Origin of the sequence: Streptomyces sp. CA-106110, from assembly GCF_050936285.1 — a bacterium.
Taxonomy (GTDB): domain Bacteria; phylum Actinomycetota; class Actinomycetes; order Streptomycetales; family Streptomycetaceae; genus Streptomyces.
Window position 1 is genome coordinate 4,304,112 of the sequence record NZ_JBNJNB010000001.1, and the last position, 15,784, is coordinate 4,319,895.

Annotated in this window: 13 protein-coding genes; 9 read left to right on the forward strand and 4 right to left on the reverse strand. The window is 71.0% G+C overall.

Annotated features, from left to right (window positions below):
- Positions 1-506: 506 nt before the first annotated feature.
- Both meaB and ACQEXA_RS19800 read right to left on the reverse strand, forming a co-directional pair.
- The gene (gene meaB / locus ACQEXA_RS19795) at positions 507-1,463 is read right to left on the reverse strand and encodes a methylmalonyl Co-A mutase-associated GTPase MeaB (protein ID WP_359395385.1); all 957 of its coding nucleotides are present in this window, start codon (positions 1,461-1,463) and stop codon (positions 507-509) included.
- 45 nt (positions 1,464-1,508) lie between these two features.
- Entirely contained in the window at positions 1,509-2,711 is a 1,203-nt protein-coding gene (locus ACQEXA_RS19800) for an acetyl-CoA C-acetyltransferase (protein WP_432932704.1), read from the reverse strand.
- A gap of 145 nt (positions 2,712-2,856) precedes the next feature.
- On the opposite strand from ACQEXA_RS19800, the gene mce reads away from it, so the two are divergent.
- The 7 genes from mce to ACQEXA_RS19835 all read left to right on the forward strand — a co-directional run bounded on the left by mce (position 2,857) and on the right by ACQEXA_RS19835 (position 12,485).
- Complete coding sequence (gene mce / locus ACQEXA_RS19805; protein ID WP_432932702.1) at positions 2,857-3,297, forward strand: methylmalonyl-CoA epimerase; 441 nt, start codon at positions 2,857-2,859, stop codon at positions 3,295-3,297.
- A 233-nt stretch (positions 3,298-3,530) separates the two neighbouring features.
- Positions 3,531-7,280 carry a polarized growth protein Scy gene (gene scy, locus ACQEXA_RS19810; protein WP_432932700.1) on the forward strand — a complete coding sequence of 1,250 codons (3,750 nt, stop codon included), beginning with the start codon at positions 3,531-3,533 and terminating at the stop codon, positions 7,278-7,280.
- A 184-nt stretch (positions 7,281-7,464) separates the two neighbouring features.
- Positions 7,465-8,400, forward strand: coding sequence for a cellulose-binding protein (locus tag ACQEXA_RS19815; RefSeq protein ID WP_432932698.1), 936 nt, complete (start codon positions 7,465-7,467; stop codon positions 8,398-8,400).
- A gap of 84 nt (positions 8,401-8,484) precedes the next feature.
- Positions 8,485-9,462, forward strand: coding sequence for an ATP-binding cassette domain-containing protein (locus ACQEXA_RS19820; RefSeq protein ID WP_432932696.1), 978 nt, complete (start codon positions 8,485-8,487; stop codon positions 9,460-9,462).
- 3 nt (positions 9,463-9,465) lie between these two features.
- Positions 9,466-10,236 (forward strand): ABC transporter permease, encoded by a 771-nt coding sequence (locus tag ACQEXA_RS19825; protein ID WP_432932694.1) that lies wholly within the window; start codon positions 9,466-9,468, stop codon positions 10,234-10,236.
- 171 nt (positions 10,237-10,407) lie between these two features.
- Positions 10,408-11,619 (forward strand): ABC transporter ATP-binding protein, encoded by a 1,212-nt coding sequence (locus tag ACQEXA_RS19830; RefSeq protein ID WP_432932692.1) that lies wholly within the window; start codon positions 10,408-10,410, stop codon positions 11,617-11,619.
- Positions 11,616-12,485, forward strand: a complete 870-nt coding sequence (locus ACQEXA_RS19835) for an ABC transporter permease (RefSeq protein ID WP_433130700.1) — start codon at positions 11,616-11,618, stop codon at positions 12,483-12,485. Before ACQEXA_RS19830 ends, ACQEXA_RS19835 begins: the two co-directional genes overlap by 4 nt.
- A 6-nt stretch (positions 12,486-12,491) precedes the next feature.
- Here ACQEXA_RS19835 and ACQEXA_RS19840 read toward each other — a convergent pair whose 3' ends face one another.
- Positions 12,492-12,821, reverse strand: a complete 330-nt coding sequence (locus tag ACQEXA_RS19840; protein WP_432932689.1) for an ATP/GTP-binding protein — start codon at positions 12,819-12,821, stop codon at positions 12,492-12,494.
- Between the two features lie 222 nt (positions 12,822-13,043).
- Here ACQEXA_RS19840 and ACQEXA_RS19845 point away from each other — a divergent pair, with 222 nt between their 5' ends.
- Positions 13,044-14,072 carry an LLM class flavin-dependent oxidoreductase gene (locus ACQEXA_RS19845; protein ID WP_432932687.1) on the forward strand — a complete coding sequence of 343 codons (1,029 nt, stop codon included), beginning with the start codon at positions 13,044-13,046 and terminating at the stop codon, positions 14,070-14,072.
- A 92-nt stretch (positions 14,073-14,164) separates the two neighbouring features.
- Here the strand turns inward: ACQEXA_RS19845 and ACQEXA_RS19850 are convergent, their stop codons facing one another.
- Positions 14,165-14,557, reverse strand: a complete 393-nt coding sequence (locus ACQEXA_RS19850; RefSeq protein WP_359395410.1) for an SCO5389 family protein — start codon at positions 14,555-14,557, stop codon at positions 14,165-14,167.
- Between the two features lie 510 nt (positions 14,558-15,067).
- Between ACQEXA_RS19850 and nucS the strand changes: the two genes are divergently transcribed.
- Positions 15,068-15,739: an endonuclease NucS gene (gene nucS, locus ACQEXA_RS19855; protein ID WP_432932685.1), complete on the forward strand. Its 672-nt coding sequence runs from the start codon at positions 15,068-15,070 to the stop codon at positions 15,737-15,739.
- Positions 15,740-15,784 lie beyond the last annotated feature (45 nt).

A 15,784-nucleotide genomic window follows, 5' to 3' on the forward strand; every position in this document is an offset into this window, starting at 1 on the left:
ACCGTGCCCGTCGTGCCACCGGGCGCCCCGGAGACCCCGGAGCGCGCCCTGAGGGGCAGACGCCGGCCCACCGGCGTGGAGCGGCCGAACCATCGGCACCGACCGCCGTGTCGGCCTGGGCGCCGGGCCTGGAGACGCAGGCCCGGCGCCTGGGGCGACTGGTCCGCGATCGGATAGGTAAGGCCGAGGGCCAGAGCGATGAACGGTCCTGACGGGCCGCGCGGGCCTGTTCAGGACTGCGAGGTCGAGGACAGGCCCACAAGGGCCGCGGCCGGGCACGACTACTGACCGTCAGGGCCCGCGCAAGCCGCGCGGCCCCCGCCAGGACGGTGGGGCCAGGGCGGGCCGCACACGGCCCGTGCCACGGCAACGACCGTCACCGGACACGATCCGCCAACCAGCGGTCAGGCACGGCGCACCGGCTGGTCGTCGGCCCCACCACCAGCACCCGGGCACAACTCGACAGCCGGCCGGTCAGCCCACCACCGGGCACCCCGGCGCGGCCGTCAGCTGTTCGTCAGGCCCGCTACCAGTTCGTCGGCCGCCCGGTAGGGGTCGAGGTCGCCGGCCACGATCCGCTCCGCCAGGGCGCCCAGGCGGCGGTCGCCGTGCAGGTCGCCGATGCGCTCCCGCAGGGCCGTCACCGCGATCGTCTCGACCTCGCGGGAGGCGCGGGCCAGCCGGCGTTCCGTCAGTACCCCGTGCTCCTCCATCCACGCCCGGTGCTTCTCCAGCGCCTCCACGACCTCGTCGACGCCCTCGCTTCGGGCGGCGACGGTCTTCACGATCGGCGGGCGCCAGTCGCCCGGGGCTCGTGACTCGCCGAGCCCGAGCATGTGGTTCAGCTCGCGGGCGGTGGCGTCCGCGCCGTCGCGGTCCGCCTTGTTGACGACGTACACGTCGCCGATCTCCAGGATTCCCGCCTTCGCGGCCTGGATGCCGTCACCCATCCCGGGTGCCAGCAGCACGACCGAGGTGTCGGCCTGGGAGGCGATCTCTACCTCCGACTGGCCGACCCCGACGGTCTCCACCAGGATCACCTCGCAGCCCGCCGCGTCCAGCACCCGGATGGCCTGCGGGGCCGCCCAGGCGAGGCCGCCCAGATGGCCGCGGGTGGCCATCGAGCGGATGTACACACCGGGGTCCGAGGCGTGCTCCGACATCCGCACGCGGTCGCCCAGCAGCGCGCCGCCGGAGAAGGGCGAGGAGGGATCGACGGCCAGGACGCCGACCCGCTTGCCCTGCTTGCGGTACGCCGTCACCAGCGCCGAGGTGGTCGTCGACTTGCCGACCCCCGGCGAACCGGTCAGGCCCACCACGTACGCCCCGCCGGTCAGCGGGGCCAGGGCGGCCATGACCTCCCTGAGCTGCGGGGACGCCCCCTCGACCAGGGAGATCAGCCGGGCCACGGCCCGCGGCCTGCCTTCCCTGGCCTGGGCGACCAGCGAGGGGACGTCCTGCATCACAGCTCCGTTCAGATTCAAGATGACGTACGGCGTACGGGGTGCTCAGGCCTTGGGTACCCGCACGATGAGCGCGTCACCCTGGCCGCCGCCACCGCACAGCGCGGCCGCGCCGACACCGCCGCCGCGCCGCTTCAGCTCCAGGGCCAGGTGGAGTACGAGCCGGGCACCGGACATGCCGATCGGGTGCCCCAGGGCGATGGCGCCACCATTGACGTTCACCTTTTCGGTGGAAACCCCAAGGTCCTTCATTGACTGCACCGCGACGGCGGCGAACGCCTCGTTGATCTCGATCAGGTCCAGGTCCGAGACCTCCAGACCCTCCTTCTTCAGGGCGTGCATGATCGCGTTCGAGGGCTGCGACTGCAGGGAGTTGTCCGGACCGGCCACGTTCCCGTGCGCACCGATCTCCGCGATCCACTCCAGGCCCAGCTCCTGAGCCTTGGCCTTGCTCATGACGACCACGGCCGCCGCACCGTCCGAGATCTGCGAGGAGGAGCCGGCCGTGATGGTGCCGTCCTTGCTGAACGCCGGGCGCAGCTTGGCGAGCGACTCCACCGTCGTCTCGCCGCGGATCCCCTCGTCCTTGCTGAAGACCACCGGCTCGCCCTTGCGCTGCGGCACCTCGACCGGGGTGATCTCGGCCTCGTAGAGGCCGTTCTTCTGGGCGGCGGCGGCGCGCTGGTGGGACAGGGCCGCGATCGCGTCCTGCTCCTCGCGGCCGATGCCGAGGCGCGTGTTGTGCTTCTCGGTGGACTCGCCCATGGCGACGCCCTCGAAGGAGTCGGTCAGGCCGTCGTAGGCCATCGCGTCGAGCATCTGGACGGAGCCGTACTTGAAGCCCTCGCGGGACTTCGGCAGCAGGTGGGGAGCGTTGGTCATGGACTCCTGGCCGCCCGCGACGATCACGTCGAATTCACCCGCACGGATCAGCTGGTCGGCGAGCGCGATCGCGTCGAGGCCCGACAGGCACACCTTGTTGATCGTCAGGGCCGGGACGCTCATCGGGATGCCGGCCTTGACCGCGGCCTGACGTGCCGGGATCTGCCCGGCCCCGGCCTGCAGCACCTGCCCCATGATCACGTACTGCACCTGGTCGCCACCGATCCCCGCACGGTCGAGGGCGGCCTTGATCGCGAAGCCGCCGAGGTCGGCTCCGGAGAAGGACTTCAGCGAGCCGAGCAGCCGTCCCATAGGGGTGCGGGCACCCGCGACGATGACGGAGGTCGTGCTGTTCGTTCCAGACATGAGCTGCGATCCCCTTCCGGCCGGAGCCGAGGAGTGAACGAGGGTTTACTTCGAATGTACTGAGCGGTAGTCCGCCCCGTCATCAAGCCGTCAGTGTGATCGCGCGCACGTTGCGTAACCACTCCGGGAGCGCTGCACTAACAACATGCTGACGCGAATCGACCACATCGGGATCGCCTGTTTCGACCTCGAGAAGACCGTCGAGTTCTACACCTCGACCTACGGCTTCTCCGTGTTCCACACCGAGGTCAACGAGGAACAGGGTGTACGTGAGGCCATGTTGAAGATCAACAACACCGACGACGGCGGCGCCTCCTACCTCCAGCTGCTCGAACCCATCCGCGAGGACTCCACCGTCGCGAAGTGGCTGGCGAAGAACGGCGAGGGCGTTCATCACATTGCCTTCGGAACGGCGGATGTCGACGCGGACGCCGCCGACATCAAGGACAAGGGCGTACGCGTGCTGTATGAGCAGCCACGGCGCGGTTCCATGGGGTCGCGGATCACCTTCCTGCACCCCAAGGATTGCCACGGTGTGCTGACAGAACTGGTCACTTCCGCGGCTGTTGAGTCGGCTGAGCACTGACTCCCGTACATATGGGCCGGTAGGGTTGGGGGCGGTCGCCGCTCCACCAGGGCGACCGGGTCCCGCCTGGGCGGTGGGACACGAGTCCGGGGTCCGGGTTTCGGGGGACGAGCGACGGGGCAGCAGCCCATGCTCCGCTGTTGATCTGACACCATTCCCCGGGGGCCCCGTTCGGCGGATGGACGGAGCTCGATCGGAGAAGCTTGCGACCAGGGGACGGATGGGACCGCGCAGTGCGGGGCTACGAACGCCAGGAGCGAGAGCCGGCGGCTGACGTCGACCACCTCTCTCGGTTCGAGGCCGAGATGGAGCGGCTGAAGACCGAGCGGGAAAAGGCGATCCAGCACGCCGAGGACCTCGGCTACCAGGTCGAGGTGCTGCGCGCCAAGCTGCACGAGGCGCGCCGCACCCTCATGACCCGTCCCGCCTATGACGGGGCCGACATCGGCTACCAGGCCGAGCAGATGCTTCGCACTGCCCAGATGCAGGCGGACCAGCTGCGGGCGGACGCCGAGCGCGAGCTGAGCCAGGCCCGCGCGCAGACGCAGCGCATCCTCCAGGAGCACGCCGAGCAGGCCGCCCGCCTCCAGGCCGAGCTGCACGCCGAGGCCGTCGCCCGCCGCCAGCAGCTCGACCAGGAGCTGGCCGAGCGCCGGCAGAACGTCGAGTCGCACGTCAACGAGAACGTGGCGTGGGCCGAGCAGCTGCGCGCCCGTTCCGAGTCCCAGGCCCGCCGGCTGGTCGAGGAGTCGCGCGCCGAGGCGGAGCAGGCGCTCGCCGGCGCCCGCGCCGAGGCCGAGCGGGTCACCGCCGAGGCCCGGCACCGGCTGCAGAGCGACGCGGAGGCCGCCCGCGCCGAGGCCGACCAGATCCTGCGCCGGGCCCGCACGGACGCCGAGCGGCTGCTGAACGCCGCGTCCACCCAGGCCCAGGAGGCCACCGACCACGCCGAGCAGCTGCGCACCTCCTCCGCGAACGAGTCGGACACGGCCCGCCGGCATTCCGCCGAGCTGAGCCGCGCCGCCGAGCAGCGGATGGCGGAGGCGGAGGCGGCGCTGCGCGAGGCGCGCGCCGAGGCCGACAAGGTCGTCGCCGAGGCGAAGGACGCCGCCGCCAAGGCCCTCGCCAGCGCCGAGTCGACCAACGAGCAGCGCACCCGCACGGCCAAGGAGCAGGTCGCCCGGCTGGTCAGCGAGGCCACCACGGACGCGGAGGCCACCAAGGCCGAGGCCGAGCAGGTGGTCGCGGACGCCAAGGCCGAGGCCGAGAAGATCCTCGCGGAGGCCTCGGACAAGGCCCGCAGTGTCACGGCCGAGGAGACCGCCTCCCAGCTCGCCAAGACGGCCCGTACGGCCGAGGACGTCCTCAACAAGGCGTCGGACGACGCCAAGGCGACCACCAAGGCCGCCGCCGAGGAGGCCGAGCGGATCCGCAGGGAGGCCGAGGCCGAGGCGGACCGGCTGCGCGCCGAGGCGCACGACATCTCCGAGCAGCTCAAGGGCGCGGCGAAGGACGACACCAAGGAGTACCGCGCCAAGACGGTCGAGCTGCAGGAGGAGGCGCGCCGGCTGCGCGGCGAGGCGGAGCAGCTGCGCGCCGAGGCGGTCGCCGAGGGCGAGAAGATCCGCTCCGAGGCCCGCCGCGAGGCCGTCCAGCAGATCGAGGAGGCGGCCAAGACCGCCGAGGAACTGCTCGCCAAGGCGAAGGCCGACGCGGACGACCTGCGCCAGAGCGTCGCCACCGACAGCGAGAAGGTGCGCACCGAGGCCATCGAGCGGGCCTCGATGCTGCGCCGCCAGGCCGAGGAAACCCTCGAGCGCACCCGCAACGAGGCCGAGACGCAGCGCGCCGAGGCCGTCGAGCTCGCGGACGCGATCAAGGAAGAGGCCGAGCGGGCCGCGCGCGACCTGCGCGAGGAGACCGAGCGGGCGGTCGAGGCACGCCGGGCGGACGCCGCCGAGGACCTGACCCGCCTCCAGACCGAGACCGAGCAGCGGCTGGTCTCCGCCGAGCAGGCGCTCACCGACGCCCGGGCGGAGGCCGAGCGGATCCGCCGCGAGGCCGCCGAGGAGACCGAGCGGCTGCGTTCCGAGGCCGCCGAGCGCATCCGTACGCTCCAGGCGCAGGCCGACGCCGAGGCGGACCGGCTGCGCACCGAGGCCGCTGCCGACGCCTCCGCCTCCCGGGCGGAGGGCGAGGCCGTCGCCGTGCGTCTGCGTACGGAGGCGGCGACGGAGGCCGAGCGACTCAGGACAGAGGCGCAGGACACCGCAGACCGGGTGCGGTCCGAGGCCCAGGCCGCCGCCGAGCGGCTGGGCACCGAGGCCACCGAGACGCTCGCCGCCGCGCAGGAGGAGGCATCGCGGCGCCGTCGCGAGGCCGAGGAGTTCCTCGGCGCCGCGCGTCAGGACGCCGACCAGGAGCGCGAGCGGGCCCGCGAGCAGAGCGAGGAGCTGCTCGCCGTGGCGCGGGCCCGGGTCGAGGAGGCCCAGACCGAGGCCGTACGGCTGGTGGAGGAGGCCAACCGACGGGCCACCGAGATGGTCTCGGCCGCTGAGCAGCACGCCCAGCAGGTGCGGGACTCCGTCATCGGGCTGCACGAGCAGGCGCAGGAGGAGATCACCGGCCTGCGCTCGGCCGCCGAGCACGCGGCGGAGCGCACCCGCGTCGAGGCGGAGGAGGAGGCGGACCGGGTCCGCGCCGACGCCTACGCGGAGCGCGAGCGCGCCGGCGACGACGCGGGGCGCATCCGGCGGGAGGCCGCCGAGGAGTCGGAGGCTGCCAAGACCCTCGCCGAGCGGACGGTTTCGGAGGCGATCGCCGAGGCCGAGCAGCTCCGTTCGGACGCCGCCGCACACGCCCAGCGGGTGCGGACCGAGGCTTCGGACTCCATCGCCACCGCCGAGCAGGACGCGGCGCGCACCCGTGCGGAGGCCCGCGAGGACGCCAACCGGATCCGGTCGGACGCGGCCGCGCAGGTGGACACCCTCATCACCGAGGCGGGGTCGGAGGCGGAGCGGCTGCGCGCCGAGGCCGCCGAGACGATCGGGACCGCGCGGCAGCACGCCGAGCGGATGCGCGCCGAGGCGGAGCGGATCAGGGCCGAGGCACGGACGGAGGCCGAGCGGGTGACCGCGGCCGCCCGCAAGGAGGCCGAGCACACCCTGGACGAGGCCCGCAAGGACGCCAACAAGCGGCGCTCCGAAGCGGCCGAGCAGGTCGACACGCTCATCACCGAGACCGCCGCCGAGGCCGACAAGCTCCTCGCGGAGGCTCAGCAGAGCGCGCACAAGACGACCGCGGACGCCGAGTCGCAGGCCGACACCATGGTGGGCGCCGCCCGCGCGGAGGCCGAACGCCTGGTCTCGGAAGCGACGGTGGAGGGCAACTCGCTGGTGGAGCGGTCCCGTGCGGACGCGGACGAGCTGCTCGTCGGCGCGCGCCAGGACGCGACCGCGATCCGGGAACGGACGGAGGAGCTGCGCGAGCGCATCACGGCGGAGGTCGAGGAGCTGCACGAGCGGGCGCGGCGCGAGTCGGCCGAGGCGATGAAGTCGGCGGGCGAGCGGTGCGACGCGCTCATCAAGGCCGCCGAGGAGCAGCTGGCGAAGGCCAAGACGCAGGCGAAGGACACCGTCTCGGAGGCCAACTCCGAGGCGGGCAAGGTCCGTATCGCCGCGGTCAGGAAGGCCGAGGGGCTACTCAAGGAGGCCGAGCAGAAGAAGGCCACGCTGGTCGCCGAGGCGGAGAAGATCAAGGCCGAGGCGATCCGCGAGGCCCGGGATGCCGTCGATGAAGGCAAGCGCGAGCTGGAGATCCTGGTGCGCCGCCGCGAGGACATCAACGCGGAGATCTCCCGTGTCCAGGACGTCCTGGAAGCGTTGGAGTCCTTCGAGACCCCGTCGGGAGGCAAGGACGGCGGCGTCAAGGCGGGCGCCACCGTGGGTGCTCCACGTTCGGGTGGCAAGGCGTCGGAGGGGTAGCCGAAAGGCCGATTCTGTGCTTGCGCCACGGGCGTTCCAGACAGGTCCTGGCAAGCCCCCGGGCGGTCAGCCACCCAAAAGGAGTGTCATCCTCCAGACCAAACACCCATCCGCTCGATGACACGCCGCTTCGAGCCCTAGGATTCCCTCTATCACCTCACCGGTCTCATTCGACAGGAACCCCATGAGCGACACTTCCCCCTACGGCTTCGAGCTTGTGCGGCGTGGGTACGACCGCGCTCAGGTGGACGAACGAATCTCCAAGCTCGTCTCCGACCGTGACAGCGCTCTCACCCGCATCACCGCCCTGGAAAAGCGCATCGAGGAGCTCCACCTCGAGACGCAGAACGCCCAGGCACAGGTAAACGACGCGGAGCCGTCGTACGCGGGTCTCGGCGCGCGCGTCGAGAAGATCCTCCGCCTCGCCGAGGAAGAGGCCAAGGACCTGCGCGATGAGGCCCGCCGCGCCGCCGAGCAGCACCGCGAGCTCGCCGAGTCGGCCGCCCAGCAGGTGCGCAACGACGCCGAGTCGTTCGCTTCCGAGCGCAAGGCCAAGGCCGAGGACGAGGGCGTCCGGATCGTCGAGAAGGCCAAGAGCGACGCCTCCCAGCTGCGTGCCGACGCGCAGAAGGACGCGCAGTCCAAGCGAGAGGAGGCGGACGCCCTCTTCGAGGAGACCCGCGCCAAGGCCGCGCAGGCCGCCGCCGACTTCGAGACGAACCTCGCCAAGCGGCGCGAGCAGTCCGAGCGCGACCTGGCCTCGCGTCAGGCGAAGGCCGAGAAGCGCCTCGCCGAGATCGAGCACCGCGCCGAGCAGCTCCGCCTCGAGGCCGAGAAGCTGCGCACGGACGCCGAGCGCCGCGCCCGCCAGACGGTGGAGACGGCCCAGCGCCAGGCCGAGGACATCGTGGCCGACGCGAACGCCAAGGCCGACCGCATCCGCTCGGAATCCGAGCGCGAGCTGGCCGCGCTGACGAACCGTCGCGACTCCATCAACGCCCAGCTGACGAACGTCCGCGAGATGCTCGCGACGCTCACCGGCGCCGCTGTCGCCGCCGCGGGCTCGCCGACCGAGGACGAGCCGATCTCCCGCGGGGTCCCCGCGCAGCAGTCCCGATAACACGGGGCATACGGCATCCGAACATCCGCGAAGCCCTCTGTCACTGCGGTGGCGGAGGGCTTCGCGCGCATCTAACGTGGCCGCATGATCGAGCTGGAGGGGCTGACCAAGCGGTACGACGAGAAGCTGGCGGTCAACGACCTCACCTTCACCGTGAGACCGGGTGTCGTCACGGGCTTCCTCGGTCCGAACGGCGCCGGGAAGTCCACCACGATGCGCATGGTCCTCGGGCTCGACCACCCCACCGCCGGCAGCGTCCGTATCGACGGCAAGCGCTACGACCAGCTCAAGGACCCGCTGAAGCACATCGGCGCCCTGCTCGACGCCAAGTCCGTGCACGGCGGCCGCAGCGCCTTCAACCACCTGCTGTGCCTCGCGCAGAGCAACGGCATCCCGGCCTCCCGCGTCCACGAGGTCCTCGACACGGTCGGTCTGACCCCCGTCGCGCGGAAGAAGGCCAAGGGCTTCTCGCTCGGTATGGGCCAGCGTCTCGGTATCGCCGGCGCGCTCCTCGGCGATCCGCGCATCCTGATGTTCGACGAACCGGTCAACGGACTGGACCCCGAGGGCATCCACTGGATCCGCACGCTGATGAGATCCCTCGCCGCGCAGGGCCGTACCGTGTTCGTCTCCAGCCATCTGATGAGCGAGATGGCGCTCACCGCCGAGCATCTCGTGGTCATCGGCCAGGGCCGGCTGCTGGCCGACACCTCGATGGCCGACTTCATCGCGCGCAACTCCCGGTCGTACGTGCGCATCCGCTCCCCTCAGCGCGAGCGGCTGCTCGACGTGCTGCACGAGGCGGGCATCACGGTCGTCGAGTCCGGCAGCGGGGCGCTGGAGGTGGACGGGGGCAAGGCCGAACTGATCGGTGAACTGGCCGCCCGGCACCAGATCGTGCTGCACGAGCTCAGTACCCAACAGGCCTCGCTCGAGGAGGCGTTCATGCGACTGACCGCACAGTCGGTGGAGTACCACGCGCACACCGACGTCCCCGGCGACGCCTGGGCCCGTCCCGCCCGGCGCCTCAAGTGGGGTGCCGACTGGAAGAAGGGAGCCTGAGCCATGGCGGCGACCCAGGTCATCAGGTCGGAGTGGACCAAGATCCGGTCGGTGGCGTCCACGGTCTGGACGCTCTCCGTCGCGCTCGTGGTCACCGTCGCGCTCGGCATGCTGATCTCCGCCCTGACCAGGCGGGAGTTCGACGGCATGAGCACGCGGGAGCGGGTCACGCTCGACCCGACCTTCATCAGCTTCGCCGGGATGAGCCTCGGGCAGTTGGCGATGATCGTGTTCGGGGTGCTCGTCGTGTCGAACGAGTACAGCACCGGCATGATCCGCACCTCGCTCGCCGCGGTCCCCCGGCGCGGGTCCCTCCTGTTCGGGAAGATCACGGTCGCCACCGCGCTCGCCCTCGCGGTGGGCATGGTCACCAGCTTCGTCGCCTTCTTCCTCGGCCAGGCGATGCTGGGCCCGCACCGGGCGTACCTCGGCGACCCCGGTGTGCTGCGCGCGGTCGTCGGCGGCGGGCTCTACATGACGCTCATCGCGGTGTTCTCCATGGGGGTCGCCGCGATGCTGCGCTCGCCGATGCTGTCCCTCGGCGTCCTGATGCCGTTCTTCTTCCTGATCTCCAACATCCTGGGGAACGTCTCCGCCACCAAGAAGATCGGCCGCTTCCTCCCCGACCAGGCCGGGAGCAGGATCATGCAGGTCGTGGCACCGGCCGGGGACGACACCCCGTACGGTCCGTGGGGCGGCCTGGGCATCATGGTGCTGTGGGTGATCGCGGCCCTGATCGGCGGATACGTCCTGGTGAAGCGGCGGGACGCCTGAACCCCGCTGGTCAGGCGGCCCCTACGGCCCGCCCGGATGACCACTGTCACGCCGGTGACCTGCGGGCCTTTGCTTTCTCTTGAGTGGAACCGTCAGCGGCCGGATATCCTCCTTACCCTTACGGGGGCAGTGTCGGCCCCGACGTCCTGAACCTTTCGATGGGTGCGGAGCATGATCGAGGCAGTCGGCCTGACGAAGCGCTACGGCGACAAGACGGCCGTGTACAACCTTTCCTTCCAGGTGAGGCCGGGTACCGTCACCGGCTTTCTCGGGCCCAACGGCTCGGGCAAGTCGACGACCATGCGGATGATCCTCGGCCTTGACAACCCCACCTCGGGGCAGGTGACGATCGGCGGCTACCCGTACCGCAAGCTGCCCAACGCCCCCCGCCAGGTCGGCGCACTGCTCGACGCCAAGGCCGTGCACGGCGGCCGGTCCGCCCGCAGCCACCTGCTGTGCCTCGCCCAGCTCTCCGGCATCCCGGCCCGCCGCGTCGACGAGGTGCTCGGTGTGGTGGGCCTCCAGGAGGTGGCGAAGAAGCGGTCCAAGGGGTTCTCGCTCGGTATGGGCCAGCGGCTCGGCATCGCCGCTGCCCTCCTCGGCGACCCCCAGGTGCTGCTGTTCGACGAACCGGTCAACGGTCTCGACCCCGAGGGCATCCTCTGGGTGCGCAATCTGATGAAGTCCCTCGCGGCGGAGGGCCGCACGGTCTTCGTCTCCTCCCACCTCATGAGCGAGATGGCGCTCACCGCCGATCACTTGATCGTGATCGGACGCGGTCAGCTGCTGGCCGACATGAGTGTGAAGGACTTCATCTCCGCCAACTCTGCGGACTTCGCGCGCGTCCGCACCCCCGACACCGAGACCCAGCAGCGGGAGAAGCTCATCTCCGCGCTCACCGAGGCGGGCGGCCATGTGCTGCCCGAGCAGGACGGCGCGCTGCGCATCACGGGGCTGCCGCTGCCCCGCATCAGCGACATCGCGCACGACGCCGATGTGCGCCTGTGGGAGTTGTCGCCGCACCAGGCCTCGCTCGAGGAGGCGTACATGCGGATGACGCAGGGCGCGGTCGACTACCGCTCCACCATCGACCAGAAGGCGGGGCTGATGCAGCCGCTGCCGCCGGGCATGCAGCCGCCGGTCGCGATCCCGGTACCGGGGCAGGGCCAGCCGGGCTGGTACGCCCCGCCGCCGCCCCAGCACGGTGGGCAGCCCTTCGCGCTGCCGGGGCAGCCGCCCGCGGGCCCGTACGGCGCTCCTGCCGTGCCTACCGTCCCCGGCACGGGCCCGAACCCGTACGCGCAGCCGGCGGCCCAGCAGCCGCCCGCTCAGCCCGTCCCCTCCCCCGCACCCGACCTGACCAAGTCCGAGGACGCCCGATGAGCACGCCCCAGCACCCGATGCCGCAGGCCGCGCCCGCCTGGCAGGCGGCGCCCGGTTCCGCGTACCCCACGTACACCTCGCCGATCCCGGTGGTACGGACCCACCTCGGGCATGCCATCGCCTCCGAGTGGACGAAGATCAGGTCGGTGCGTTCCACGATGTGGACGCTCGGAGTGTTCGTCCTGCTGGTGATCGGCATCGGCGTGGCCGCCGGTGCGGTGGTCGCCAACTCGTCCTCGGAGCTCGGGGGCGAGAACCCGCTCGGCCTCGGCTTCTTCGGGCTGCTCCTCGGCAGCATGTGCATCATCACGCTCGGAGTCCTGACCACCGCGTCGGAGTACGGCACCGGCATGATCCGCACCACGATGACCGCCTGCCCCAGCCGCAGCCGGGTGCTGGCCGCGAAGGCGATCGTCTTCTTCCTCGTCGCCTTCACGGTGTCGCTGGTCGCCTCGTCCTTCGTCGCCTTCGCGCAGGTGGCCATGTTGGACGGCCACGGTGCGAGGACCCCGTCCGGCGGCGAGTGGTTCAAGGCGACGGTCGGCATCTCGCTCTACATCGCGTTGCTCGGGCTGCTCGCACTCATCGTCGGCTCGATCGTGCGGCACTCGGCGGGCGCCATCACCATCATGATCGGGGCGTTGCTCGCCCCACTGGTCATCGCGCTGTTCATGTTCGCCGAGTCCCTCGCCAAGGTGCGCACGGGGCTGCTGGAGTACTCGATCCCGAACCAGCTCAGCGTCTTCTACTCCAACTCCCTGACCACATCGGGTCCTTCGGGATGGGACCCGCTGTGGATCATCCTGGGTGTGACCGCCGCCGCGTTCGCCGGCGCCTGGCTGCTGCTGGAGAAACGGGACGTGTAGCCCGGTTCAGTACTTCGGCGCGTTACGGGACCGCTGCACCCGCGTGGTGCGGCGGTCCTTCGCGTTCCAGCAGGCCTTGTGCCAGTGCCGGCGGTCGTCCACGCCCGCGTGCTCGGGCCAGGCCACCAGGTGCGGGACACCGGAGGGGATCACCTGGTCGCACCCGGGGCAGCGGTACGTCTTGCCCTCCGCGCCGGCGCCCGCGACATGGCGCACGCTCCACTCCTCGCCCTGCCAGCTCTCGGTGGACTGCCAGCCGCCGTAGCGCGACCTGTCGTCGTCCGCGCTCGGGTCGGACCAGCCGGAGCCCTTCGGTCGGTTGCGACGCGGGGACACAGAACACCTCACGGGGCTATACAGGGAGCACGGGCCTTTTCCAGCCTACGCGGCGCACGCAGGGGTACACGGTCGTCACCAACTTCGGCAGAAACCCTTACCTCCGGCCCTGTTCTGCAGACAATCCGCAAATCTCTCCGTCAAGCCGTGACTTCGGCACATGTCAGGGAGTTATGCCGGGTGGGGGAGCTCCGCGTCGGAGCCAGGAAAGCAGGAAGAGCGATGCGCGTAGGAAGTTTTGTACTGGCGGCCCAGTTTCCGGGACAGGGCCAGGGGGAGGCCCTGCACCGCGCGGTGCGGTCGGCCGAAGCCGCCGAAGAGGCGGGTCTGGACACGGTGTGGCTGGCAGAGCACCACTTCGTACCGTACGGGACGTGCCCGTCGGCGATCACGCTGGCCTCCCATCTGCTGGGCCGCACCCGCCGGATCCGGGTCGGCACGGCGGTGAGCGTCCTGCCCACCGTCCACCCGGTGGCACTCGGCGAGCAGGCCGCTCTGCTGCACCTGATCTCGGGCGGGCGCTTCTCGCTCGGGGTGGGGCGCGGCGGGCCCTGGGTGGATCTGGAGGTCTTCGGCGCGGGCCTGGAGGCCTACGAGACCGGGTTCCCCGATTCACTCGATCTGCTGATGCGCTGGCTGCGTGAACCGTCCGTCGCAGCCACGGGGGAACGATTCAGCTTCCGTGAAGTCCCGGTCGTGCCACGGCCCTCCGAGTCGCTCACCGACGCCGAGGGGCCCGAGGTCGTCGTCGCCTGCACCTCGTCCGCGAGCGTGCGGCTGGCGGCAGAGCGCGGACTCCCCATGCTTCTGGGCATGCACGTGGGGGACGAGGAGAAGGCGGAGATGATCGCGCTGTGGCGGCAGTACGCACGTGCGGCCGGGGTCGACGGCGATGTGATCGCCGGCGCCCGTCATGTCTCGGCCGGCGTCTGCCAGATCGCCGACCGGCGCACCGACGCGGTGGAGACGCTCACGAAGGCGATGCCGGGCTGGCTGAAACAAGGCCTCGACGCGCATGTCACGGTCGACGGCCGGGCCCGCGCGATGCGGGACCCGCTGGCGTACACCGAGCTGCTCTGCGCGCTGCATCCGGTGGGCACACCCCGGTTGTGCGTCGACCGGCTCGCGGCCACGGCGGAGCGGACCGGCGTCAGCCGCTTCGCCCTGCTCGTCGAAGGCTCCGGAGACCTCGCGGCGACGGAGGAGAACGTACGGAGGCTGGGTGCCGAGGTACTCCCCCACCTCCGCTGACTCCGCCGGTGCCGTCCACCGGCGGGAGCTTGCCGCTCCGGTACTGATGCACCTCCCGCGTACGGAGCGGCAAGCCATGGTCGTCGCGTGGCTCAGCAGTCGCGCAGTTCCGGCGACTGGTTGAGCAGTTGACTGCGGACCGAGGTGAAGCGCGCCAGTGTGTCGTCCACCGAGGAGTCCAGCGGGAACACCGCCACCCGGTGGCAGTTCTGGAAGGCCAGGCGCACTCCGAAGTGCCGCTGCAGGGCGCCGCGTATCGCGTCACTCGCGAGCGCACGCAGCAGTTGTCCACGTGCCTGCTCGTCCGGCGGGGGCGTCTGGTTGTCGGCGAAGTCTCCGCCGTCCACCTTCAGCTGGGCCACCAGGGAGCTGATCATCTCCCACGCATAGGGCAGGGAGGTCCGGACGCAGTCGACGAAATCGGCTTCGTTGACCTCGCCTCGCTCGGCCTGTTCCAGTAGGGCCGGTGAGACGTCGAGCGACATGGGTACTCCTCTCGCACCCCAAGACAACAGGGGTTGACGGACAGGGAAGGGAGTTCGCACTGTCGAACACTCTCAGTACACACTGCGCGACCTCCCGTTTACTACGTTAAGCAACGGCGGGGGGCCGCACCAGGAGAATGCGCACACAGCGACGCCCCATTAGGCACACAACAAGCCATTGACGAACGGGGGCATCCCGGGTGAAAGCGCGGAACACGGAAATCCGCCGGAAAGGGCCCCGGGAGGCCCCGCGTGGGCGCCCGGCCGAGTCCGCGCGGAAGGGGCCGCAGAGGCTTGGGGAAGCGCTGGAAGACGGGCGACCGGTCTGCGCGCGGGGACGCGAAGAACGGCCGCCGTGGGCGCACGGACGCCCGAGGAACGGCGGTCGGCGAGGGTGCGCGGGAACGGCCGATTGATCACGGGGAAAACCGGTGGCTCGACCGGGGCCGCCGGCTCGGCTGACGAGGGCGAATCGCGCCCGGGCCGCGGGGTCGAGTAGCGTTGCCGACCATGCGTCTCGTCATCGCCCGGTGCTCCGTCGACTACGCGGGCCGTCTCACCGCTCATCTCCCCTCCGCGCCCCGTCTGATCCTGGTGAAGGCGGACGGCAGCGTCTCGATCCACGCGGACGACCGGGCCTACAAGCCCCTCAACTGGATGTCGCCGCCCTGCACGCTGAAGGAGGGCGCGGGCGACGAGGCCGGCGTGTGGACGGTCGTCAACAAAACGGGCGAGAAGCTGATCATCACGATGGAGGAGGTCCTCCACGACTCCACGCACGAACTCGGCGTGGACCCGGGCCTGATCAAGGACGGCGTCGAGGCGCACCTTCAAGAGTTGCTCGCGGACCGCATCGAGACGCTCGGCGAGGGCTACACGCTCATCCGGCGTGAGTACATGACGGCGATCGGCCCGGTGGACATCCTGTGCCGGGACGCCGACGGCGGGACCGTGGCCGTGGAGATCAAGCGGCGGGGCGAGATCGACGGTGTGGAACAGCTCACGCGCTACCTGGAACTCCTGAACCGCGACCCGCTCCTCGCCCCGGTCCGCGGCATCTTCGCGGCACAGGAGATCAAGCCGCAGGCCCGCGTGCTGGCCACGGACCGCGGCATCGGCTGCACGGTCCTGGACTACGACGCGCTGCGCGGCATCGAGGACGACAAACTGCGGCTGTTCTGACGGGCGTCACCACGACGGCGAGGGCCGGGTCCGGAGAGCGGACCC